We start from the raw sequence: 23,076 nt of genomic DNA, 5'->3' as shown, positions 1-23,076 counted from the left end.
TTTCCATAAATCAGGACAAGACGATCAGAAATGAAGTCGAGTGAAGAAAAAACCGTGTCATTCCCGCGCAAGCGGGAATCCAGTGGTTTTAATGAAAATGCTTTTTTTCTTGCTGGATTCCCGCTTGCGCGGCGCGGATGTCATTAATTATTGAAACATCAATAGATGCTTTCGGCCTTGCGCGCCGCCAGATCGATCAGCGCCGACATGCCGCTGTGTCCCGTCCCTTCGCGGATGATGCTGTCGTGTTCGCGCAGGTGCAGGATCTCCATGCCGGCGCACAGTTCGCGCAGCATGGCTTCGGTATAAAGGTTCTCGGCCTGTGACGGGCCGCCGGTCCTGTATTCGAGCTGGCGCGGCGTGTATCCCTGCAGCAGCAGCAACCCGCCCGGCTTGAGGCAGCGCCTGATGTTTTCGAACATCTGTTCGCGCATGCCGGGCGGGGCGAACTGGATGAAGATGGCGGCGACCACATCGAAGCGTTCCTTGCCCCACTCCCACGAGAACAGGTCGGCCAGCTCGAACCGTACCGCAACGCCGCGTGCCGAGGCCAGCCGCTGTGCCTTGTCCAGCGCGACCGGCGAAGATTCCACCGACAGCACGTCCAGCCCCTGTTGCGCCAGCCACACGCCGTTGCGCCCTTCGCCATCGGCCACCGCCAGACAGCTCATGCCCGGTTCCAGCCTGTGCTGCTGCGAAACCAGGAAGGCATTCGGCTGTTCGCCGAACAGGTATTCCTCGCCCGCATAACGTTCGTTCCAGATGCTACTCAATTTATTTCTCCCTATCCATGAACCCGTCATTCCCGCGTAGGCGGGAATCCATTGGTTTTATCAAAAATGCCTTTTGGCCTTGTCCCTCGCGTTGCGAGGGCGTTCTTTATTGATCCTTCCATAAATCAGGACAAGATGATCAGAAATGAAGTCGAGTGAAAAAACCGCGTCATTCCCGCGCAAGCGGGAATCCAGCAAGAAAAAAATGCATTTTCATTAAACCCACTGGATTCCCGCTTGCGCGGGAATGACGGCGCGAATGTCATTAATTATGGAAACATCAATAGTTGGACTGGATTCCCGCCTGCGCGGGAATGACGTCACAGGTGAAGTTTATACCGCTCTCCACACATACCACCACGCACTGAGCGTGAAGAAAGAAACGATCAGTCCGACCGCCACCATCAGGTTGGCCAGCGGCGGGTCGAGGTCGTGTTCACTGGCCACGATGGCGGCGGTGATCATCGGCGGCATCGCCGCCTCGAACAGCGTGACCTGGATGGGCAGGCCGCGCGCGCCGAGCATCTGCACATACAACAGGTAAACCACCAGCGGCGCGAGGATGAGCTTGAAGCCCAGCCCCAATGCGAGGTTGCGCCTGTGTTCCGCGACATGCCCGAGGCGCAGTTGCAACCCCACCGACAACAGCGCCAGCGGCGCCAGCGTGTCGCCCAGCCGCTTCAATAACAGCGTGAACCAGTCCGCATACTCGACCGGGATCAGCAGCAGGGCGATGACCAGCGCGATGAACGGCGGGAACAGCGCGATGCGTTTCGCGATCTCCGCCATCGTCGGCCTGCCCGACGAATAGATGCCGGCGACCGTGATGCCGAGGATGGACAGTGCAAGGAAGGAACCGAGCTGGTCGGCGATGATGGCGGTACCCAACCCCTCCTTGCCGTAGAAAGCCTCGACCATCGGCAGGCCGAAGAACGAGGTGTTGCCCAGCCCGCCGACCACGATCAGCGCGCCCGTCGTCCGGCGCGGCAACGACAGCCAGCGCCCGACCGACCAGAAGAAACCCGCCGACAGGCCGAACACGATCCATGCCATCAGCGCGGTCAGCACGACATCGCCGGACAGGTGCAGTTCGTGGATGTACAGCAGTGTCAGCGCCGGCAGCGAGACGTGGATGATGAAGCTGTTGAGCGTGGCCGGCGCGTTGTCCGGCATGCGCCGCAGATGGCGCAACAGCATGCCGGCGAGGAAGCAGAGGATGAGCAGGATGAGATTGTTCATTCCATCGTCATTCCCGCGCAAGCGGGAATCCAGTCAATTCAACAGACCTCGCGCAGCGAGACAGTACATAAAATTTTCCCGCTACGCGGCATTGGTATTTTTGCTGGATTCCCGCTTGCGCGGGAATGACAGATATATTTACAGTCAGCATCAGGCAATTTCTTCCCATAAATCCCGCCATTCCGGATTCGTTGATTCGATCAGTTCAACTTTCCATGCACGATTCCACTTTTTTAGCTGCTTTTCACGAGCAATCGCAGCAACCATGTCATCGCATTGTTCAAAATAAACCAGGGAATGGACGTCGTACTTCTTGGTAAATCCATCGGCCAAGTCATTCTTGTGTTCCCACACCCGTTTCACAAGATCACCAGTCACCCCGATGTAAAGCGTACCGTTGCGCTGGCTGGCGAGGATATAGACACAAGGCTGTTTGGACATGACACTCCTTGATCTCCTACTGCACTGTACGAAGAATCTCCGTCATTCCCGCGCAAGCGGGAATCCAGCTTGTTGATTTAACTGGGTTCCCGCTTGCGCGGGAACGACAAAACCATACTTGTTCAGCGCATCCCTAACTGGATTCCCGCTTTCGCGGAAATGACGGCAAGGCTAGTGCGGAACGTTCGCGCTGATGAATGACTTCAGCTTCGCCACATCCGCATCCATCACTTCCACGCGCTGCGGCAGGTCTTCGATGCCGACCATGGATTCCGGACGCTCGGGTTCGCGGCCCAGCGCTTCCCGGATGGTCTCGGCGAACTTGGCCGGCAGTGCCGTTTCCAGGCAGATCAGCGGCAAACTCGGGCGGCGCTGTTCCAGACCGACCTTCAGGCCGTCGGCGGTGTGCGTATCGATCATCACGCCGTATTCCTCCCACAATTCGCGGATGGTCTTCAGCCTGTCCTGGTGGGCGCTCTTGCCGGAAGCGAACTCGAACTTCGGCAGCGCATCCCAATAAGGCGTGTGCTTGATGTCGAACGCAGCCACGTCGGCGTTGCCGGCGGCGCGATCGACGTTGGCCCAGAACTCGCGCACCTTGGCGCCGTCGCGTCCGACCAGATCGAACACGAAGCGCTCGAAGTTGGACGCCTTGGAAATGTCCATCGACGGGCTGCTGGTCTCGTAGGTATGCGCCGTGCCGCGCGGACGATACACGCCGGTGCGGAAGAACTCGTCCAGCACGTCGTTCTCGTTGGTGGCGAGGATCAGTTGCCCGATCGGCAGGCCCATCATGCGCGCGATGTGGCCGGCGCAGATGTTGCCGAAGTTGCCGGACGGCACCGAGAACGCGACCTGTTCGTCGTTGGAGGTCGTCGCCGCGAAGTAGCCCTTGAAGTAGTACACCACCTGCGCCGACACGCGCGCCCAGTTGATGGAGTTGACCGTGCCGATCTTGTATTTCGCCTTGAACGCATGGTCGTTGGATACCGCTTTCACCATATCCTGCGCGTCGTCAAAGAAACCGTTGACGGCGATATTGTGGATGTTGGGGTCTTGCAGCGAATACATCTGCGCGCGCTGGAACGCGCTCATCTTGCCGTTCGGCGACAGCATGAACACGCGGATGCCGCGCTTGCCGCGCATCGCGTATTCGGCGGCGGAGCCGGTGTCGCCCGAGGTCGCGCCGAGGATGTTCAACTCCTCGTGCTGCTTCGCCAGCGCATACTCGAACAGGTTGCCCAGCAACTGCATCGCCATGTCCTTGAACGCCAGCGTCGGGCCGTTGGACAGTTCGAGCAGGTACACGCCACCGGTCAATTTGCGCAATGGCGTGATCTGCGAAAAATCGGAGTCTGTGCGGCCGTTGCCGTACACCTCGGCGGTGTAGGTCTTGCTGACGATGGCTTTCAGGTCGGCTGCCGGGATGTCGGTGATGAACTTCGACAACACCGCGAATGCGAGATCGGCATAGGACAGCTTGCGCCACGCATCCAGTTCGGCGCGCGTCACCTGCGGATATTGCTCCGGCAGGTACAGGCCGCCATCGGGTGCAAGACCCCCCAAGAGGATCTCGGTGAAAGTTTTTGCGGGCGCGTTGCCGCGGGTGGAGATGTATTTCATGGATACCTCAATAAATGGCTTTTGCGGGCGAATCGCTGTGTCGCGTGCTCGCTTATTCCTCGTCTATCAATGCGATATGCCTCGTCATTCGCTGTGCGGCTCCTTGCGCGTCATCCCGCAAAAATCATTTCTTGAGGCAGCCAGCATTTTTTCATATTCTTCCAGCACATCCGGTGCAATGCGCTTCGCTTATTGCACCCTACGGGTTCATCAGTTCCCTCTCCCTTGCAGGGAGAGGGTCAGGGAGAGGGTAGAATTTCCACGCCCTCTCCCCCAGCCCCTCTCCCGCTTGCGGGCGAGGGGAGTTTAATCACTTTCCCAACTCTTCCATCCTCAGCCTGGTCACATTGCCCGCCACCACGCCCAACGCTTCGATCTTCTTGATCGCGGCATTGATGCGCTTCTCGCGCGTCTGGTGGGTGAGCATGATCAGGTCGGTCTGTTCCTCGCCTTCCGCCGGTTCCTTCTGCAGTACCGCTTCGATGGAGATCTGCTCATCGGCGAGGATGCGCGTGATGTCGGCCAGCACGCCGGACTTGTCCAGTACGCGCAGGCGCAGGTAGTAGCTGGACCGCACCTCGTCCATCGGCAACACCCGGATGTCGGCCATCCGGTTGGGCTGGAACGCCAAGTGCGGCACGCGGTTCTGCGGGTCGGCGGTATGCATGCGCGTCACGTCCACCAGATCGGCGATCACCGCGCTGGCGGTCGGCTCGGCGCCCGCTCCCTTGCCGTAATACAGCGTCGCGCCCACCGCGTCGCCCTGCACCAGCACCGCGTTCATTGCGCCTTCCACATTGGCGATCAGGCGCTTGGACGGGATCAGGGTCGGATGCACGCGCAGTTCGATGCCCTCGTCGGTGCGCTTGGTGATGCCCAGCAGCTTGATGCGGTAGCCCAGCTGTTCGGCATAGCGGATGTCCGCCGCGTCCAGTTTTGAGATGCCTTCGATGTGCGCCTTGTCGAATTGCACCGGGATGCCGAATGCCAGCGACGCGAGCAGAGTGATCTTGTGCGCCGCATCCACGCCCTCGATGTCGAAGGTCGGGTCGGCTTCGGCGTAACCCAGACGTTGCGCTTCTTTCAGCACGGTGTCGAAATCCAGTCCCTTGTCGCGCATCTCTGACAGGATGAAGTTGGTGGTGCCGTTGATGATGCCGGCGATCCACTCGATGCGGTTCGCGGTCAGACCTTCGCGCACCGCCTTGACGATCGGGATGCCGCCGGCGATCGCCGCCTCGAACGCGACCATCACGCCCTTGTCCTGCGCGGCCTGGAAGATCTCGTTGCCGTGTGTCGCCAGCAGCGCCTTGTTGGCGGTGACCACATGCTTGCCGTTGGCGATGGCCTTCAGTACCAGCTCCTTCGCCACGCCGTAGCCGCCGATCAGTTCGATGACGATGTCCACTTCCGGGTCGGCCACCACGGAGAACGCGTCGTCGGTGACGCGGCAGGCTCCGCCGGTGGTTTTTTTCGCCAGTTCGACATTCTTGTCCGCCACCACGGTGATGCGGATCGGACGGCCTGCGCGGCGCGCGATCTCTTCCGCGTTGCGTTGCAGCACGGTGAACGTACCGCCACCCACCGTGCCGATACCGAGGAGTCCTACGTTGATTGGTTTGATGCTCATTGACGATTACCTTTTCACTTGTGCCGTCATTCCCGCGAAAGCGGGAATCCGGCGATTCATTTCAAAATGCTTCTGTTTTTTGTCCCGCTACGCGGGGCCAAATCCAATTACTGGATTCCCGCTTTGCGAGCAGCCACTACGCCGCTTGCCTGTTTACCCCTTTGCGCGGGAATGACATTGTATTAATTCGTGCCGTGACGTTTGCGATAGTTCTCGAGGAACCGCGCAAGCCGCCCGAAGGCATCGGTCAGGTCGTCCTCGATCGGCAGGAACACGATGCGGATATGGTCCGGATGGACCCAGTTGAAACCGCTTCCCTGCACCACCAGCACCTTCTCCTCTTCCAGCAACTCCAGAATGAACTGCTGGTCGTCCTCGATCGGATAGACCTTGGGATCGAAACGCGGGAACAGGTACAGCGCCGCCTTCGGTTTAATGCAGGTCACGCCGGGAAGCGCGGTCAGCATCTGGTAGGCGAGATCGCGCTGCTTGGCCAGGCGCCCGCCCGGCGCGACCAGGTCGTCGATGCTCTGGTAGCCGCCCAGCGCGGTCTGGATCGCGAACTGACCCGGCACGTTGGAGCACAACCGCATCGACGCCAGTATCGTCAGGCCGTTGATGTAGTCCTGCGCGTGCTTCTTCTCACCGGATAGCACCATCCAGCCGGAACGGTAGCCACAGGCACGGTAGTTCTTGGACAGGCCGTTCAGCGTGACGAACAGCACGTCTTCCGCCAGCGAGGCGATGGACGTGTGCTTCGCGCCGTCGTAGAGCATCTTGTCGTAGATCTCGTCGGCGAAGATCACCAGATGGTGCTCGCGCGCGATCGCGATGATCTCTTTCAGGATGTCGTCCGAATACAGCGCACCGGTCGGATTGTTCGGGTTGATGACGACGATGGCGCGCGTCCTGTCGGTGATCTTGCTGCGCATATCCTCGAGATCGGGATTCCACTCGTTGGCCTCGTCGCACAGGTAATGGCGCGACGTACCGCCGGCCAGCGTCACCGCGGCCGTCCACAACGGATAGTCCGGTGTCGGCACCAGCACTTCGTCGCCGGTGTTGAGCAGGCCCTGCATCGCCATCACGATCAGTTCGGACGCACCGTTGCCGATGTAGATGTCCTCCAGTCCGACGCCCTTGATCTTCTTCGACTGGCAGTAATGCATCACCGCCTTGCGCGCCGCGAACATGCCCTTGGAATCGGAATAGCCGGACGCATTCGGCAGGTTGAGGATCACATCCTGCTGGATCTCCTCGGGCGCTTCGAAGCCGAACGGCGCGAGGTTGCCGATGTTCAGCTTGACGATGCGCTGCCCTTCCTCTTCCATCTGCTTGGCGCGTTCCATCACCGGGCCGCGGATGTCGTAGCACACGTTGGCAAGCTTGGTGGATTTTAAGAGTGGTTTCACAGTCATACGCCCAAATTATTTGAAATGCCGTCCGGGGCCGGAATGATAGAATCGGCACAGAGCAGCGAAGGGCGCGATTTTACCCGCGCAGCCCCCCTGCGGCAAATGCCATACGGCCAAGGAGCAAGCCCGTGAAACTATATCTCGCCGATCCGGGCGACACCAAACTGTTCACCGCACACGGCGACGACCATGTCATGGTCAACGGCGAGCGCTTCGGCAGCAGCGTGGTGGTGCTCGCGGATGCCGTGCACAGCGACTGGGAGGCCCGCAGCTTCGACGATCTGGACGAGGCACATTTCGCCTGCCTCCTTGCGTACGATCCCGACGTGGTACTGCTCGGCACCGGCGCCCGGCAACGCTTCCCGCACCCGCGCCTGTACCGCGCGCTGACCGACGCGCGCATCGGCGTGGAGTGCATGGACACGCCCGCCGCATGCCGCACCTACAATATACTGGTAGCCGAGGGTCGCAGAGTGGTTGCGGCGATATTGATTTAACAAACCGGGAAGTGGTGAGTGGTAAGTGGATAGTGGGAAAACCTGCACTTCCTACCTCCCACTTCCTACTTCCCACTCCCCCAGAAAGGAACCATGACCCAAGCTCTGCACACCGCCATCCGCCAGGTCGAGAGCGCCATCCTCGGCAAGCCGCAGCAGATCCGCTTCGCGCTGGTCTGCCTGCTGGCGCGCGGGCACCTGCTGATCGAGGACCTGCCGGGCGTCGGCAAGACCACGCTGGCCCATGTGCTGGCGCGCACGCTCGGGTTGCAGTTCCAGCGCATCCAGTTCACCAGCGACCTGCTGCCCGCCGACATCCTCGGTTCGTCGGTGTTCCAGCGCGACGCGGGCAAGTTCGAATTCCATGCCGGCCCGATCTTCGCGCAGATGATCCTGGCAGACGAGGTGAACCGCGCCACACCCAAGGCGCAGAGCGCGTTGCTGGAAGCGATGGAAGAACACCAGGTGACCATCGAGGGCGTGACGCGCGCGCTGCCGGCGCCGTTCTTCGTCATCGCGACGCAGAACCCGTCCCACCAGGTCGGCACCTTCCCGCTGCCGGAATCGCAACTCGACCGTTTTCTGATGCGCATCCAGATGGGCTATCCCGACGCCCATGCCGAGCGTGGCCTGCTGTCCGGCGTGGACCGGCGCGAGATCATCGCCAACCTCACCCCGCAAATGGAAAGCGCGGAACTACTGGATTTGCAGAAACGCGTGCGCGGGATATTCGTTTCGCCCGCGCTGCTCGATTATGCGCAGGCCATCCTGCGTCACACGCGCGAGACGGCGCGCTATACGCACGGCCTGTCGCCGCGCGCCGGACTCGCCCTGCTGGCGGCGGCACGTGCCTGGGCGCTGCTGGACGAACGCGACGCGGTCGTTCCGGAAGACGTGCAGGCGATCCTGCCCGGCGTGGTCAGCCATCGCCTGCAACCGGTCGGCGAGCACCGGCAACATGACAGCGACACGCTGGCGCGCGAACTGATCGGGGCGGTGGCGATCCCCTAGGTTTGCCGACCATGCTGGCCGCGCTCCGACAACGCTTCAACACCTGGCTGTTCCGTCCCAGGGTCGAGCACGGCGCCATCCTGCTCACGCAGCGCCGCATCTTCATCCTGCCCACCCGGCAGGGACTGGCGCTCGGTTTCGTGCTGGTGTTGATGCTGCTCGGCGACATCAACTACAACCTCAGCCTCGGTTACGTGCTGACCTTCCTGCTGGCGATGGTGGCGGTCCTGTCCATGCTGCACGCCTTCCGCAACCTGGCGCATCTGGAAGTGCGCGCCGGGCGTGCCGAACCCGTATTCTGCGGCGGGACCGCGCATTTCATCCTGCATTTCCATAATCCCGGCACGCTGGCGCGCCACCAGTTGTGCCTGCGCCACGCCGGTGGCACGACGACCGGCTTCGACGTCCCTGCCGGCGAAGATCGCGAGGTGGCCCTCCCGCTGCCCGCGACGCGGCGCGGCTGGCTGCAGGCCGGGCGACTGACGCTGTATACCGAATTCCCGCTCGGCCTGTTCCATGCCTGGTCGTACCTGCATTTCGACACGCGCTGCCTGGTCTATCCCAGACCGCTGTCCGACGCGCCGCTACCGCCGGGCAACTCGCCGGACGGCGCGGGCAAGCGCACCGTCGCGGGCGACGACGATTTTTCCGGGCTGCGCAACTATGTGCCGGGCGATGCCCTGCCGCGCATCGCGTGGAAAGCCTATGCGCGCGAGCAGGGATTGCAGGTGAAGCAGTTCTCCACGCAACTCGGCGAGGAATTATGGCTGGACCTCGCCGACGCGCCGGATGCCGACATCGAGAACCGGCTGGCGCGCATGACCCGCTGGGTGCTGGATGCCGAGGCGCAGGGACTGCGCTACGGACTGCGCCTGCCTGACGGCGAATTGCCCGCCAACAACGGCTTCGCCCACCGGGATGCATGCCTGGGCCGCATCGCGCTGTTCGGAGTGATTGAAACCAAATGAACCGCTACGCCATGTTATTTCCGTCATTCCCGCGCAGGCGGGAATCCAGCAAGAAAACAAATTCCGGCAAGGCCGGCAATTGTTTGATTTGTCCCGCTACGCGGGGGGCTTGTTCTACCATCTGGATTCCCGCCTACGCGGGAATGACAAACCAATGAACAGGATGTCGACCTACGGGCTGTTGCTGTCCATCCTGATGGTCATCGCGCCGCATGCCGAACACCTGCCGCCGTGGGTCACGGCGCTGTGCGCCAGCCTGCTGGCGTGGCGCGGCTATCTGGCCTGGAGCGGCAACCCGCTGCCGAAACGCTGGCTGCTGCTGACGATCACCCTTGCCTGCACGGGTGGCATCGCCATCGATTTCCACACGCTGTTCGGACGCGAGGTCGGCGTCACGCTGCTGATGCTGCTCGCCACGCTCAAGCTGATGGAACTGCGCACGGCGCGCGATGCGGTGGCACTGGTCTATCTCGCCTGCTTCATCATCATCACCAACTTCTTCTACTCGCAGAGCATCCCCACCGCGCTGTACATGCTCGCCACGCTGGTCGTCATCCTGACCAGCTGGGTACACCTGCATGCGCCGGACATCGCGCTGGGGCCGCGTCTGCGCGTCGCCTCCACCCTGCTGCTGCAGGCCATCCCGCTGACGCTGATCCTGTTCGTGCTGTTCCCGCGCGTGCAGGGACCGCTGTGGGGATTGCCGCAGGACGCCTATGCCAGTAGCGGGCTGTCCGACACCATGTCGCCGGGCAGCCTGAGCAAACTATCCCTGTCGGACGCCGTCGCGTTCCGTGTGACCTTCGACGGCCCGGTGCCGCCGCGCGAGCAGATGTACTGGCGCGGCCCGGTGCTGTGGGACTTCGACGGCACTACCTGGACGCGTGGCCGGAATGCGACCTTGCGCGCGCCCACGCTGGCAGACACGGGTTCGCCGGCGAGCTATACCGTCACGCTGGAACCGCACAACAAGCACTGGCTGTTCGCGCTGGACATGCCGGACAGGCTCTCCATCCCGTCCCTTCTCGCGCCCGACTTTCAGTCGTTGAGCCACAAACCGGTGAATGCGCGTATCCGCTATCGGGCCAGTTCCCTCCTGAGCTATCGCGCCAATCCCGACGAGCCGCCGCAACAGATAAAGCGCGCCCTTGCACTACCGCGCGGGCTGAATCCGGAGTCGCGCCTGCTTGCGAAAAGCTGGCGTGAGCAGTTCCCGCAAGACGATGCCGCCATCGTGCGCGCCGCATTGGCCCACTTCAACCGCGGCGGCTACGAATACACGCTGGAACCGCCGTTGCTCGGCGCCAACAGCGTGGACGATTTCCTGTTCCGCACCCGGCAGGGGTTCTGCGAACACTATGCGGGCAGTTTCGTGTTCCTGATGCGCGCGGCCGGCATCCCGGCGCGCGTGGTCACCGGCTACCAGGGCAGCGAATACAACGAACTGGGCGACTACCACATCCTGCGCCAATCGGATGCGCATGCCTGGGCCGAAGTATGGCTGGGCGAACGCGGCTGGGTGCGCCACGACCCGACCGCCGCCATCGCCCCCGGGCGCATCCAGCGGGGGCTCTCTTCGGCGGTCGCGGACAACGCCGCATTGCCCTTCATGGCGCGCAACCCGCCGCAATGGCTGCTCAAGCTGCGCATGAACTGGGACACGCTCGCCAACCAGTGGAACCAGTGGGTGCTGGGCTACGACAACGAACGCCAGTTCGCCTTCCTGACCCGGCTCGGCATGGAATCGGTCACCTGGCAGAAACTGGCCATGAACCTGGCGGTCGGCCTCGGCCTGGCGATCGCGCTGTTCGCGCTGTTCATGCTGCGCCACCTGTTCACGCGCCGGCACGACGAGGTGCAGGCGGCCTGGCTGAAACTGTGCGGCAGACTGGCAAAAGCCGGCCTGCCGCGCGCGCCACACGAAGGCCCGCAGGACTATGCCGCGCGTATCGCATCGGCACGGCCGGACATCGCGGAAGACATCGCAGACCTCGCCGCGCGCTACAGCGGGCTGCGCTACGGAAAGTCCCAAGACGAACAGGCGCGGCACGAATTCCTGCAACGCGCCACCGCGTTGAAAATCCGGCGCGGTATAATCCGCGCCGCATAGGCTAGGGAATGAATGTGGGCACTCCGGGAAATTCATTATTCGGGATGCAGCGCAAGGCGCACGGCGCGGAGCACACAAGACATATCAACTAGGGATGCGCTGAACAAGTATGGTTTTGTCGTTCCCGCGAAAGCGGGAACCCAGTTAAATCAACAAGCTGGATTCCCGCTTTCGCGGGAATGACGACTTGATCAGCGCATCCCTAGATAGCCGCAGTGGGCGAGCACCGTGCAACACCGCGATGCGCCCGAATAATGAATTTACTGGAGTGTCTGTATGCTCATCACCCGTCGCCTGGAATTCGATGCCGGACATCGCATCCCCAACCACAGCAGCCAGTGCAAACACCTGCACGGGCATCGCTATGCCATCGAGATCACGCTGTCCGGCGACCCGATCACCACCGAAGGCGTGTCCGAACAGGGCATGGTGATGGACTTCTCCGACGTGAAGCGCATCGCAAAGGAAAAACTGGTGGACGCGTGGGACCACGCTTTCCTCGTGTATCGCGGCGACGCGGCGATCTGCGATTTCCTCGCCACCCTGCCGGGCCATAAGACCGTCATCCTCGAGGTCGTGCCGACCGCCGAACACCTCGCGCAAATCGCGTTCGACATCCTGTCCCCGGCCTACCGGGACATCTACGGCAACAACCTGCGGCTGGAACGGGTGCGCCTCTACGAAACGCCGAACAACTGGTCGGATTGCGTGCGCGGCTGACGCCTCCGGGCTGGACACATACCCCCTCTTCGTTCAGAATGCGCGCCTTCCGGAAGCGTGGCCGAGCGGTTGAAGGCACTGGTCTTGACCACACGCCGCGCAGCGGCTTGTGGCGGCGCAGACTAACCTTCAGGTTATGTCGTAGCCAAAACCGCCGTTCGTTGCAGTTCCGGCACTTTATTAAGAATGGAAGCGTGGCCGAGTGGTTGAAGGCACTGGTCTTGAAAACCAGCGAGGGCTTAACCCCTCCGTGAGTTCGAATCTCACCGCTTCCGCCAAGACACTGTAGCACCGAGTCTCACAAAGACTCATAAACCCGCACTGCGCATAGCTTTAGCGGGTTTTTTATTGCCTATCGCGCTCACCCATTCTCACGCAAGCTTGCATCATTTGGGGGCACAAAATACACTTATGCCCCCAGACGTAATAATTTATGCCCCCAGTGAGGTGCAATCATGAGCAAACTAACCGAAGTCGCCATCAAGAAGGCCAAGCCCGAAGTTAAGCCCTACAAAATGTCGGACGGCGGGGGCATGTATCTTGAGGTAATGCCGAACGGTTCAAAATACTGGCGACTCAAGTATCGTTTTGGCGGCAAGGAAAAGCGACTTGCCTTGGGTGTCTATCCTGACACCGGCCTAGCCGATGCCCGCACCCGCCGTGAAGATGCCCGCAGGCTATTGGCTAACGATGCCGACCCCAGCGCTATCAAACAAGCGACGAAACAAGAAAAGCAGAAAGTATTGGAGATTGCCGAAAACAGCTTCCGAAACCTCGCCACCGAATTTCACAAAGTAAAATCCCCGATATGGACAGAAGGCCACGCAAAGCAATGGCTAGGTAATTTGGAAAAATACGCGATGGCAACCATAGGCGACAAACCGATTACCGAAATTGAGCCGATGGACATTATGAAAATAATGCGCGACATGGAGAAACTGGGTATCCATGAAACACGCGACCGCCTATTACAAACGATTAGCACGACATTCAAATACGCAATAGCAACCGGGCGCGCTCGAATCAATCCCGCCGATGTTCGCATCGCTCTGGCAGATCGCCCCAAGACTGAAAGCTTTGCCTGTATCTCCACCGATAAACTGCCTGATTTTTTGAGGGCGGTAACCGCCTATCAAAACTTGGACAAAGTTTCTCCGATTGCCATATCCGCCTTCCGCTTGCTGATGCTGACCGCCACTCGAACCAGTGAGGTGCGCTATTCCAAGTGGGAGGATTTCGATCTCGATGCTGGCTGCTGGATTATTCCGGCGGAACAGGTCGGGCGCAAAGGCAAAGGCGACAAACGCAAAGATCATGCAGTCCCACTATGCGCGCAAGCCGTGAAAATACTGCGTGACCTATACCCCCTTACCGGCCACGGCGAATATGTATTTCCCAACCGAAACCAACAGGGCAAGGTAATCAGCGAAAACACCATATTGAAAATCATCGAAACCATCGGCTACAAAGGCCAGATGACAGGGCACGGCTTTAGAAGTCTGGCTCGTTCAATACTTGGTGAAATGGGCCACCGATGGGAGGTGCTAGAAGCGATGCTATCTCATGCGCTAGTTAATCAAACGGCGGCGGCTTATGTGCGCACTTCGTACTTTGAGGAACGCAAAGGGGTCATGCAGCAGTGGGCCAACTATCTCGACCAAGCTGAAGCGGGTGCGAAAGTGATACCTTTACGCGCATGACAACCCCTACTTATATCTGACATCTATAGACCAGCGCCCCCACTTGCCGCGCCGAACGATTGACTCATAGTTACTTCAGAATTTTCAAAATGCTCTTTTAGTAATATTTATATTCAGCATCCAGTACATATTTCGCACAGCTCTGTCAGATAGCAATCTCTCTGGTTCCCATAAGATGACCATTAACATCTCCGCTGACGCTCGCCGCCTCAAGCTCCCCCAGTTGCAAAAAAAATGCACCAAGATAAAAATATGCGCTATATTTAGCGACATTCCCACAAACAACTGCATTTTTTTTACATGTTAATAGAGTTCTCAGTCAGTAACTATCGCTCAATTCGCGAAAAACAGACCTTTTCAATGGTCGCGGCACCCAGACTGGGCAAAAAAGGAAATGTAATAAAGCCCAAAGTCAAAGGCGAGAAGATTCCAAATCTGCTAAAAGTTGCTGCTATTTATGGCCCTAATGCATCTGGAAAAAGTAATCTAATTAAAGCGTTTGGTATCTTTAAAGCGCTCGAAACGCTTGAAACCTCCGAGCCATTACCTGTCAGTCCATTCCGCTTTGATCCTAAACTGGCATCTGAGCCAAGTCGGTTTGAATTTCATTTTATAGCCCAGAATCAACGTTACGAATTTCGCTTAGCTGCAACTTCTGATCGGATTATTGAGGAAACGCTTATCTCATATCCACTAGGAGTGGAAACGCTATTATTTAGCCGACATTTCACACCATCTTCAGGAGATCGGTATCAATTCGGAGATGCATTAGAAGGCGGAGAGGTCGTACATACAGCATGGAAAAATCTTACTAGCTCAAGACAGTTATTTATCATTCAAGCTACAAACAACAGTAGCGAAGAGCTACAGCAACTAAGAATTCCATTCTCATACCTGAGCAATGGAGTTCGTGTTGTTTCTCGTGATTTAAACCGCTTATCGAGTATTGCTTTAGCTCTAGCAAGAGATGTACCTGCACTAAAGTTTGAAAGTTATATATCGAGTCTTTTAAACGAGCTTGACGTACCTATATCCGATGTAAAGATCGAAAAAATTGGTGATTCCATAGATAGCTTGGACTCCTTGCTCAAGGCGAAGGATAGTGCCGCTGACAGACAAAAGGTTCATTCCTCCATTTTCAAGGACACAAAAACCACTCTCACTCATAAAACCGCTTTGGGCGAAGCTACGTTTGATGTATTTGATGAATCCGACGGCACGGTAAATCTAATTGGTTTCGCTCTCCCTTGGATGCTCATGACAGGAACTGAACTTCTTAAGACTTTAATCGTAGATGAACTCGACAGCAGTCTGCACCCAAAAATCGTGGCTCGTCTTATAGAGAAAATCCTTCGTGAAGATAAGGCCTCCCAGTTGATATTTTCAACACATGACACACATCTAATGGAGACGAAACTGCTCCGCAGAGACCAACTCTGGATCACAGAGCGCAACATGAACGGAGCAACTCGACTTCGCTCTGTGCATGACTTTGAAGGCAGAGAAAGTGAAGATGTAGAAAAACGATATTACGAAGGTAAATATCGCGGCCTTCCATCTCTGCTTTAAGGACTGACATGGCGCGCAACTCAGATTCATTTTTCCGTTCAAAATCACGCTACAAACCTCAGCCATTGGTATTAGCTATTTGCGAAGATAGCAAATCAGGTTTGCAATATTTGAGAGAAGCTGCTCGTCATTTTCGAGCGGATGTAAAAGTAGAAATCTCACACTGCGGTCGAACCGACCCCAAAGGAATAGTTGAGGAAGCATTGTCGCGTCAGAAAAAATTTGATCATGTTTATTGCGTCATTGACCGCGATTCACATGAAAATTTTGATGAGGCTATTGCGTTAGCGAAAGAGTCCGACAAGATTACAGTGATTGACTCCCACCCCTGTTTCGAATTTTGGCTGGTGTTGCACCACAAAAAAACCCGGAGACCTTACGCATCTTCTGGCAAAAATTCATCCGCAGACAACCTAATCAAAGATCTTCGCAGAGAGCCCGAGTTCAATAACTATTGCAAGGGGGCCGCTGAAAATATTTTCAACTCACTTATTGGTGATAAGTTTGCCTTCGCCCGCAAGACCAGTCCCCAGGTACTAAAAGAGGCAGTTGATGATAACAATTTGAATCCCAGCACAAAGGTTCACCTATTAATTGATGCGTTTGAAGAGATGACAGAGCCAAAGCCTCTCGAATGATTCCATATACTCGCTCGTAGAACTATTGTGTGTTGCTCATCTAATTTTTCCGCAACACTTTAATGATGAATTGTTGATAGACAAGTGCTAGCTAAATATCAGTCGGACAGTAGATATACTCCTGCCTCCTAGTAATTTGCTATGAAAATCCCTATCACCCCCAAACTCGCTACTGAGTTGCTAAAGCAGATGGTTCCTCAATATGAGGCATTCATTGCTGATTTGCAGGCAGATAGTGGAATCCTGCCCAGAATTGCCGAGTTTGCGCAGAAGACAGGTTTAAGTGGCTACCCTCAACTCTACCTCGACAAGCAGAACATCATAAAACTGGTGTTAGCTACCCTAATGCCTGTTGAGCAAATCAACGCCCTAAATGATTCTGTTACAACTCTCAGCCTAGAAGATCAGATCGAGTTTGCCAATCAGTCCATCGAGAACTTGGTTAATGAACCTGAGAAACTAGACGCGATTCTCGATCCGCTTATTCCAGATACTCCCGACGGACTAGATTCATCGCAGCTTTCCGATCAGGAAAAAATCGCCCTCACCGCATTCCTTCTGTGCATTCACGACATCATTTCGTTCTTGGTACATGGGCGAAGAATTACCGACCTTGTTCAATGCGCAATAAATGGAGATGACGAAGCATTTTGTCTCGCAGTTCAGACTGATCGCTTGGTTTTATCCATTCCCTCTTTCCGCGAACGTCTACTCAAATCTCTCGATCTCAAGACAGATGATGATGCGCGATTTCTCTACAATCTTTCTTACCGCATTCAAAGTCCCGTGCTGCGGGGAAAGATAAAACATCGGAGCGCTTGGATCGCATTGCTGATGCTCGACATCATGAATCTATTGGACGGCTCGTTAACCCGCACAGAGATTCTCTCAATGTTCGATGAAGCGGGAATCGAAGGCATCAGCAGCGAGGATAATCTTTCTCGAATGCTGCGCACATTTCGCGCCTATCAAAACCAAGTCTGAAAATCAAGGAAGTGAAGTGCGCATTTCACTTCTTCGACCTGCTTTAACTGTGTGATTAGTGTTCGTGTCCGTTGCGGAAAGCATTTGCATGTCCGCCAATGGATAGGAAATTATCATGCAGAAAAAATCATCCGTTGATTGCTCACCTCTTACTGAAAGCAGTGATTCACATTTAGCCGCCGCAGCCGCGTTCACGGATACCGGCGGGGATGCGCGCGCTTGCGCGGGCACCGACGGGAGCCGTGAATGCGGCGAGGGGGACAAGGGTTCGTTGCCTACTAACAGAGAACCCTATAACAGCAATCCTGACTACTTCAAGCTCTTACGGTTTGGGATTGATAGCCTGTATCTCTCCTATCAGGGCGATCTATTCCCAGAGGTTCAGGATCGTTTAACCAAGCTCAAGCAGTTCGCACAACACCCCGAAGCAGACCAACAGGCGTTGGCCCAATACTCCATTGCGGGACATATCTTCGAGGTGAAGGATAAAGGCTCTTCAGTCTTCCCCTTCGTTCTGGAGGATGGCGCATTCCGCATACAACTATCCAGAGCCTCCAAGCGGCTTCCTATGGCCTATGTGAAGCTATCCTCTCGCTATCTGACCAGCACCAGCCCCAAGGATGCAGAAGCCCACCTGCGCGCCATCCTGAACGAGCTTGGAATATTGACGGATTCGGCCCACGTCAGCCGCCTCGATTTGTGCGCAGATTTTGTCTCCAACGAGAACATGGAATCTTGGAGGCGTGAGGCATGGGTAACACGCGGCAAAAATATTGCCGCATACGCCGTTGCCGAGCAGTTCACGGGCTGGACTGTTGGACTGGGTGGGATCGTCGCTTGTCGTCTGTATAACAAGCTGCTGGAAATATTTGAAAGCGGCCGCGCTGACCTCCTCCCCCTATGGGCGGCAGCCGGATGGACATCGAATCAATCCATCTGGCGCGTAGAGTTCCAATTCCGCCGTGAAGCATTAGCCCAGCATGACCTTATCCGACTGGATAGCGTGCTAGCTAACCTGAATGGATTGTGGAGCTATGCCGCCACCGAATGGCTCCGCCTGACCATCCCCAACCCAGACGACAAGACACGCTCCCGCTGGCCCATTCATCCGCTCTGGGCATACCTATCCTCGATTGATTGGGAAACTGACGGTGGCCCCCTTTCAAGGTCATTCAAGGCCACGCGATTACCAGAGGACAAACGGATATTCGCGCTTGGTGCCAGCTCAATTGCTTCCTACATGGCAAAGAATGGCATCACCGATTACGCCGAGGGGATTGATGGCTTCTTGTTCCATCTCTATGGTCATCTGCAAACCAGCGGGGAGTTTTTGGGGCTATCTGCGGAAGATGCTCTCCTTGAGAAAGTCCGGCTGCGTGCAAAGGAGTTCAACACGATCTTGAATATCGACGAGGAAGCGCAAAAACGCATCGCATCGAAACAAACCACTGCCGCATATATCAAGGCATCGAAAGGAGGTCTGTGATGGATAAGCTCGCTCCCAAAAACCAAGAGGTTGACTACCTACTGCCGCGCAAGACTGTTGAACAATTATCGGGCTTAAGCAGAGCGACGATCTACCGGCTAATAAAAGCAGGGAAATTTCCCCGCCCGCTATCCATCAGCACAGGCTCAGTCCGGTGGAGACAATCCGATGTAGTTGCTTGGCAGCAGTCTCTTTGCGCTACCCCGACAAGCTGACAGTTGTGAGGGTAAGCGGTAAATATTCGGGGGCACAATTGGGGGCATCGCCCAATTCTCGAACTGCCAGAACCCAATGATAATGCCGCTTACATGAGGCTTTTCGACTGCCACCGCGCCACCGAATACCCCTGCTGTCCGTACGATTGAAACTTTTCCCGGACTTCGCTAGTCTCATCCCTCAGCTTTACGTGCATCACCCTTAAACTTCAGGAGAGTACACATGCAATACCAGACACAGGCCATCACGCAGACCGGCAGCATCGCGGCAGAGCAGAACAAGGTCCTGCGCAACACCTACATGATGCTGGCGCTGACCATGATCCCGACGGTCATCGGCGCATTCTTCGGCACTTCCATCGAATTCTCGTTCATGGCGGAAAGCCCGATCATGTCCTCGCTGCTGATGTTCGGCGCGATGATAGGCATGATGTTCGCCGTCACCGCTTTGCGCAACAGCGTGTGGGGCATCGTCGCGCTACTCGGCTTCACCTTCGTCGCGGGCGTACTGCTCGGCCCGATCCTGCAATTCGCGCTGCACCTCAAGAACGGCACCGAACTGATCGGACTGGCGGCTGGCGGAACCGGCGTCATCTTCTTCTCGCTGGCGATCGTCGCCACGGTGACGAAGAAGGATTTCAGCTTCATGGGCAAATTCCTGTTCATCGGACTGATCCTGCTGATCGTCGCATCGCTGGCCAATCTGTTCTTCCAGATCCCCGCGCTGTCACTGGCCCTCTCCGCGATCGCCGTGCTGATCTTCTCCGCCTACATCCTGTTCGATGTCAGCCGCATCGTGCATGGCGGCGAGACCAACTACATCATGGCAACGCTGGGCATCTACATGAGCATCTACAACCTGTTCATCAACCTGTTGCAACTGCTGATGGCATTCGCGGGCGATCGCGACTGACATCCCTGATGCGACATGCAAAAAGGCGGCTCAAGCCGCCTTTTTCTTGCACTTTGTTTACCCGGAGCGGATATGGAACCGAGATCATTCCTGCAACACCTGGACGACGCGCCGGAAAGCGTCGCATTCAATGAGACCATTGCGGTCATCGACGCGCTGTACGATTTCGTCCCGAGCGCCTTCGACAACGGCACATTGCGCAACGAAGCCGGGCAGAACAACGGCTCGTGCAAGATATTTTCGTTCGCGAAACTGCAACGACTGACACCGCAGCAGACGCTGCACTGCTTCGGCGACTACTACCGCAAGGACGTGCTCGGCAACCCGGACGGCAGCGACCACCAGAACATCCGCAACTTCTTGCGATCCGGCTGGGAAGGGATTTCTTTCGAGGGCAACGCGCTGACGCCGAAGCGCGCCTGATCACTTCGGTTTGCGCTGCTCCGGTCGCAGCCGCGACACCAGCAGCTCATCACCACGATCGGCATCGACCTCCTCGCCGCGTGCGTTCTCCATCGGCAGCTCCGCGTCGTTCCAGCCGCGGATGCCGAGCTTGAGCGACACCACGTTGGAGAAACCCATCAGCTGCATCACATCCGCCGCCAGCACCGAGCGCTTGCCGGACCGGCAGATCAGCACGATCTCCCGGTCCCGTCCGCGCACCAGTTCCGGCACCGTCTCGTCGTAATCCCACTCGCAGGATTGTTCCAGCACGCCGCGCGGCACGTTGACCGAACCGGGGATGCGCAACAGCGCGAACTCGCCCGGCTCGCGGATGTCGAGCAACAGCGGCACGTCGCCCGCCCTGAAACGCCGCCCGAGATCCCACGGCGTGACCTCTTTCACGCGGACCAACGCCTCATCGATCAGATCGTCGTAGCGTTTCATGGCAGTTCGAACACCGCGATGGATTCGACGTGCGAGGTCTGCGGGAACATGTTCATCACGCCTGCCGCTTTCAGCGCATAACCCTTCACCTGCACCAGCACTTCGGCATCGCGCGCCAGCGTGGCCGGGTTGCAGGATACATAGACGATGCGCGCCGGCGCGGTCTCCGGCGTGATGGATTTCACCAGTTCGATCGCCCCGTCGCGCGGCGGATCGACCAGCCACTTGTCGAAGCGGCCCAACTTCACGAGTTCGGCATCACTCATTTCAAACAAGTTCATTGCCATGAATTCGACGGCCCTCTCCCCCGGCCCCTCTCCCGCAAGCGGGCGAGGGGAGTCCGAGGCCAGGCCGTTATATGCGGCGTTCTGTGCGGCGCGCTTCACCAGCGCGTCGCTGCCCTCGATGCCCAGCACCTGCGCGCCGCTGCGCGCGATCGGCAGCGTGAAGTTGCCCAGACCGCAGAAGAAATCGGCGATGCGCTCGCCCGCCTGCGGATCCAACAGACGCACGGCGCGGCTGACCATCAGGCGGTTCAAATCGCTGTTCACCTGGGTGAACTCGGCCGGCGCGAACGGCATGGTGATGCCGAACTCGGGCAGACTGTAACTCAGCGCCGGCGCGTCCGGCGGGTAGAACGGCTTGACGGTTTCCGGCCCCTTGGTCTGGGTCCAGAACTGCACCTGGTGCGTGTCGGCGAATTCCCGGATCAGTGTTTCATCCGACGGGGTGAGCGCCGCAAGGATGCGCAGCACCAGCACATCGACATGCTCGCCCACCGCGACTTCGATCTGCGGCAGGATGTCGCGGCGGGTGAACTTCTCGTTCAGCTCGCCCAGCAAGGGCAGCAACGCGGCGATCTTCGGCGTCAGTATCTCGCAATGCTGCATGTCGGCCACATACTTGCCGTTCTGCTCGCGGAAGCCGACCAGGGTCTTTTCCTTCTTCAGCACATGGCGCACCGACAGGCGTGCGCGCTGGCGGTAAGCCCAGGGTTGTCCGAAGATCGGCGGCAGCACGACCTCGGGTTTGACCTTGCCGATGCGCTGCAGGTTGTCTTCCAGCACGCGCTGCTTGACAGCCACCTGCGCTTGCGAATCGAGATGCTGCATGGAACAGCCGCCGCATACGCCGAACACCGGGCACTTCGGCTGCACACGCATGAAAGATCGTTCGAGTATCTGCCCGACCTTGGCCTGTTCGTAATTGCTCTTCTTGCGGTACGAGGAATAGGTCACCCGTTCGCCGGTGAGCGCGCCTTCGATGAAGATGACCTTGCCGTCGGCATGCGCGATGCCGCGACCTTCCTGGTCGATGGATTCAACAGTTACTGTATTCATTCAACATCCCGCATCCTAACCGCGAAGAGCACGAAGGCCGCGAAGGTTCTTCGTGCGCTCCGTGCCCTTCGTGGTGATATGTTTGTCCGGATTTATACCGTTTTATCGTCGGGCCACTGCGCGAGGAATTCCTTCCAGTGCGCCCCGTCGGATTTACTCAAAACGGCGCGCACCAGTTCCAGTTCCTGCTCGTAGCGCGCCCTGGTGAACTGGCCGCGCATCAACTGGAAGCGCGCGAACACCAGCCAGGTGTTCACCACGTCGGTCTCGCAATAGTCGCGGATCTCTTTCAGGCGGCCCTGCTGGTACGCTTCCCACACCTTGCTGCCGTCCATGCCCAGCTTGCCGGGAAAGCCGATCAGCTTGGCCAGTTCGTCCAGCGGCGCGTTGGCGCGGCCGGTGTACATCGCCAGCAGGTCCATCAGGTCGAGGTGGCGCGAGTGATAGCGGCTGATGTAGTTGTTCCACTTGAAGTCCTTGTCGTCCTCGCCCTGGTCCCAGTAGCGCGGCGACTGGATGCCGTGGATCAGGCCGCGATAGTGCAACACCGGCAGGTCGAAGCCGCCGCCGTTCCAGCTCACGATCTGCGGCGTGTATTTCTCGATGCCGTCGAAGAAGCGCTGGATGATGGCGCCCTCGTCCTCGTCCGCCTCACCCAGCGTCCACACACGGAAATTGTCGCCCTCGCGCAGCACGCAGGAGATCGCCGCGACGCGGTGCAGGTGGTGCGGCAGGAAATCGCTACCGGTCTTCTGGCGGCGCACCTGGAAGGCCATCTCGGCCACCTCGGCATCGCTCACCGCACTGTCGAGTTGGTACAGCGCGCGCAACCCGGCGATGTCGGGAATGGTTTCGATGTCGAAGACTAGAGTCGGATTCATGGGCATAAAGGATCAGATTGAAACACCCTCTCCCC

22 protein-coding genes and 1 tRNA gene are annotated in these 23,076 nt (G+C 57.9%); 14 read left to right on the top strand and 9 right to left on the bottom strand.

All coding sequences use genetic code 11. The features are described from left to right. Nucleotides 1-158: 158 nt before the first annotated feature. The 6 genes from IPM27_00325 to IPM27_00300 form a co-directional block, all read right to left on the bottom strand. A complete protein-coding gene (locus IPM27_00325; GenBank protein MBK9160013.1) occupies nucleotides 159-803 on the bottom strand; it encodes a class I SAM-dependent methyltransferase in 645 nt (214 codons plus the stop codon). A 303-nt stretch (nucleotides 804-1,106) separates the two neighbouring features. Further along, the gene (locus IPM27_00320; GenBank protein MBK9160012.1) at nucleotides 1,107-2,012 is read right to left on the bottom strand and encodes an AEC family transporter; all 906 of its coding nucleotides are present in this window, start codon (nucleotides 2,010-2,012) and stop codon (nucleotides 1,107-1,109) included. Nucleotides 2,013-2,162: 150 nt separating this feature from the next. Next, nucleotides 2,163-2,453 carry a GIY-YIG nuclease family protein gene (locus IPM27_00315; protein ID MBK9160011.1) on the bottom strand — a complete coding sequence of 97 codons (291 nt, stop codon included), beginning with the start codon at nucleotides 2,451-2,453 and terminating at the stop codon, nucleotides 2,163-2,165. Nucleotides 2,454-2,624: 171 nt separating this feature from the next. After that, on the bottom strand, nucleotides 2,625-4,076 hold the full coding sequence (locus IPM27_00310) for a threonine synthase (protein ID MBK9160010.1): 1,452 nt from the start codon (nucleotides 4,074-4,076) through the stop codon (nucleotides 2,625-2,627). Nucleotides 4,077-4,386: 310 nt separating this feature from the next. Beyond that, nucleotides 4,387-5,700, bottom strand: coding sequence for a homoserine dehydrogenase (locus IPM27_00305; protein ID MBK9160009.1), 1,314 nt, complete (start codon nucleotides 5,698-5,700; stop codon nucleotides 4,387-4,389). A 188-nt stretch (nucleotides 5,701-5,888) separates the two neighbouring features. Next, on the bottom strand, nucleotides 5,889-7,118 hold the full coding sequence (locus tag IPM27_00300; GenBank protein ID MBK9160008.1) for a pyridoxal phosphate-dependent aminotransferase: 1,230 nt from the start codon (nucleotides 7,116-7,118) through the stop codon (nucleotides 5,889-5,891). 131 nt (nucleotides 7,119-7,249) lie between these two features. Between IPM27_00300 and IPM27_00295 the strand changes: the two genes are divergently transcribed. The 14 genes from IPM27_00295 (at nucleotide 7,250) to IPM27_00230 (ending at nucleotide 20,355) form a co-directional block, all read left to right on the top strand. Beyond that, nucleotides 7,250-7,618, top strand: coding sequence for an Mth938-like domain-containing protein (locus tag IPM27_00295; protein ID MBK9160007.1), 369 nt, complete (start codon nucleotides 7,250-7,252; stop codon nucleotides 7,616-7,618). Between the two features lie 93 nt (nucleotides 7,619-7,711). Next, nucleotides 7,712-8,629 (top strand): AAA family ATPase, encoded by a 918-nt coding sequence (locus tag IPM27_00290; GenBank protein MBK9160006.1) that lies wholly within the window; start codon nucleotides 7,712-7,714, stop codon nucleotides 8,627-8,629. 11 nt (nucleotides 8,630-8,640) lie between these two features. Then, nucleotides 8,641-9,597, top strand: coding sequence for a DUF58 domain-containing protein (locus IPM27_00285; GenBank protein MBK9160005.1), 957 nt, complete (start codon nucleotides 8,641-8,643; stop codon nucleotides 9,595-9,597). 154 nt (nucleotides 9,598-9,751) lie between these two features. After that, nucleotides 9,752-11,707, top strand: a complete 1,956-nt coding sequence (locus IPM27_00280; protein MBK9160004.1) for a DUF3488 domain-containing transglutaminase family protein — start codon at nucleotides 9,752-9,754, stop codon at nucleotides 11,705-11,707. Nucleotides 11,708-11,983: 276 nt separating this feature from the next. Next, entirely contained in the window at nucleotides 11,984-12,427 is a 444-nt protein-coding gene (gene queD / locus IPM27_00275; protein ID MBK9160003.1) for a 6-carboxytetrahydropterin synthase QueD, read from the top strand. A 188-nt stretch (nucleotides 12,428-12,615) separates the two neighbouring features. Beyond that, nucleotides 12,616-12,705: transfer RNA gene (locus IPM27_00270), tRNA-Ser, on the top strand. 177 nt (nucleotides 12,706-12,882) lie between these two features. Next, a complete protein-coding gene (locus IPM27_00265; protein ID MBK9160002.1) occupies nucleotides 12,883-14,127 on the top strand; it encodes an integrase arm-type DNA-binding domain-containing protein in 1,245 nt (414 codons plus the stop codon). Between the two features lie 300 nt (nucleotides 14,128-14,427). After that, complete coding sequence (locus IPM27_00260; protein ID MBK9160001.1) at nucleotides 14,428-15,696, top strand: ATP-binding protein; 1,269 nt, start codon at nucleotides 14,428-14,430, stop codon at nucleotides 15,694-15,696. A gap of 8 nt (nucleotides 15,697-15,704) precedes the next feature. Next, nucleotides 15,705-16,334 carry an RloB domain-containing protein gene (locus IPM27_00255; protein ID MBK9160000.1) on the top strand — a complete coding sequence of 210 codons (630 nt, stop codon included), beginning with the start codon at nucleotides 15,705-15,707 and terminating at the stop codon, nucleotides 16,332-16,334. Between the two features lie 141 nt (nucleotides 16,335-16,475). Next, a complete protein-coding gene (locus tag IPM27_00250) occupies nucleotides 16,476-17,318 on the top strand; it encodes a hypothetical protein (protein MBK9159999.1) in 843 nt (280 codons plus the stop codon). A 115-nt stretch (nucleotides 17,319-17,433) separates the two neighbouring features. Further along, nucleotides 17,434-18,804, top strand: coding sequence for a replication initiation factor (locus tag IPM27_00245; protein MBK9159998.1), 1,371 nt, complete (start codon nucleotides 17,434-17,436; stop codon nucleotides 18,802-18,804). Next, the gene (locus IPM27_00240) at nucleotides 18,804-19,019 is read left to right on the top strand and encodes an AlpA family phage regulatory protein (protein ID MBK9159997.1); all 216 of its coding nucleotides are present in this window, start codon (nucleotides 18,804-18,806) and stop codon (nucleotides 19,017-19,019) included. Before IPM27_00245 ends, IPM27_00240 begins: the two co-directional genes overlap by 1 nt. A 223-nt stretch (nucleotides 19,020-19,242) precedes the next feature. Then, nucleotides 19,243-19,932, top strand: a complete 690-nt coding sequence (locus IPM27_00235) for a Bax inhibitor-1/YccA family protein (GenBank protein MBK9159996.1) — start codon at nucleotides 19,243-19,245, stop codon at nucleotides 19,930-19,932. Nucleotides 19,933-20,004: 72 nt separating this feature from the next. Continuing rightward, on the top strand, nucleotides 20,005-20,355 hold the full coding sequence (locus IPM27_00230; protein MBK9159995.1) for a HopJ type III effector protein: 351 nt from the start codon (nucleotides 20,005-20,007) through the stop codon (nucleotides 20,353-20,355). Here IPM27_00230 and IPM27_00225 read toward each other — a convergent pair whose 3' ends face one another. From IPM27_00225 to IPM27_00215, 3 genes are all read right to left on the bottom strand, one after another. After that, nucleotides 20,356-20,820 (bottom strand): rhodanese-like domain-containing protein, encoded by a 465-nt coding sequence (locus IPM27_00225; GenBank protein ID MBK9159994.1) that lies wholly within the window; start codon nucleotides 20,818-20,820, stop codon nucleotides 20,356-20,358. After that, entirely contained in the window at nucleotides 20,817-22,160 is a 1,344-nt protein-coding gene (gene rlmD, locus IPM27_00220) for a 23S rRNA (uracil(1939)-C(5))-methyltransferase RlmD (protein ID MBK9159993.1), read from the bottom strand. The genes IPM27_00225 and rlmD overlap by 4 nt, the downstream gene beginning before the upstream one ends. Nucleotides 22,161-22,252: 92 nt before the next feature. Next, nucleotides 22,253-23,041, bottom strand: a complete 789-nt coding sequence (locus IPM27_00215) for a 3'-5' exonuclease (GenBank protein ID MBK9159992.1) — start codon at nucleotides 23,039-23,041, stop codon at nucleotides 22,253-22,255. Nucleotides 23,042-23,076: the final 35 nt, after the last annotated feature.

The organism is Nitrosomonadales bacterium (genome assembly GCA_016716325.1).
GTDB lineage: Bacteria > Pseudomonadota > Gammaproteobacteria > Burkholderiales > Gallionellaceae > Gallionella.
This window is presented reverse-complemented; position numbering and strand designations above follow the sequence as displayed.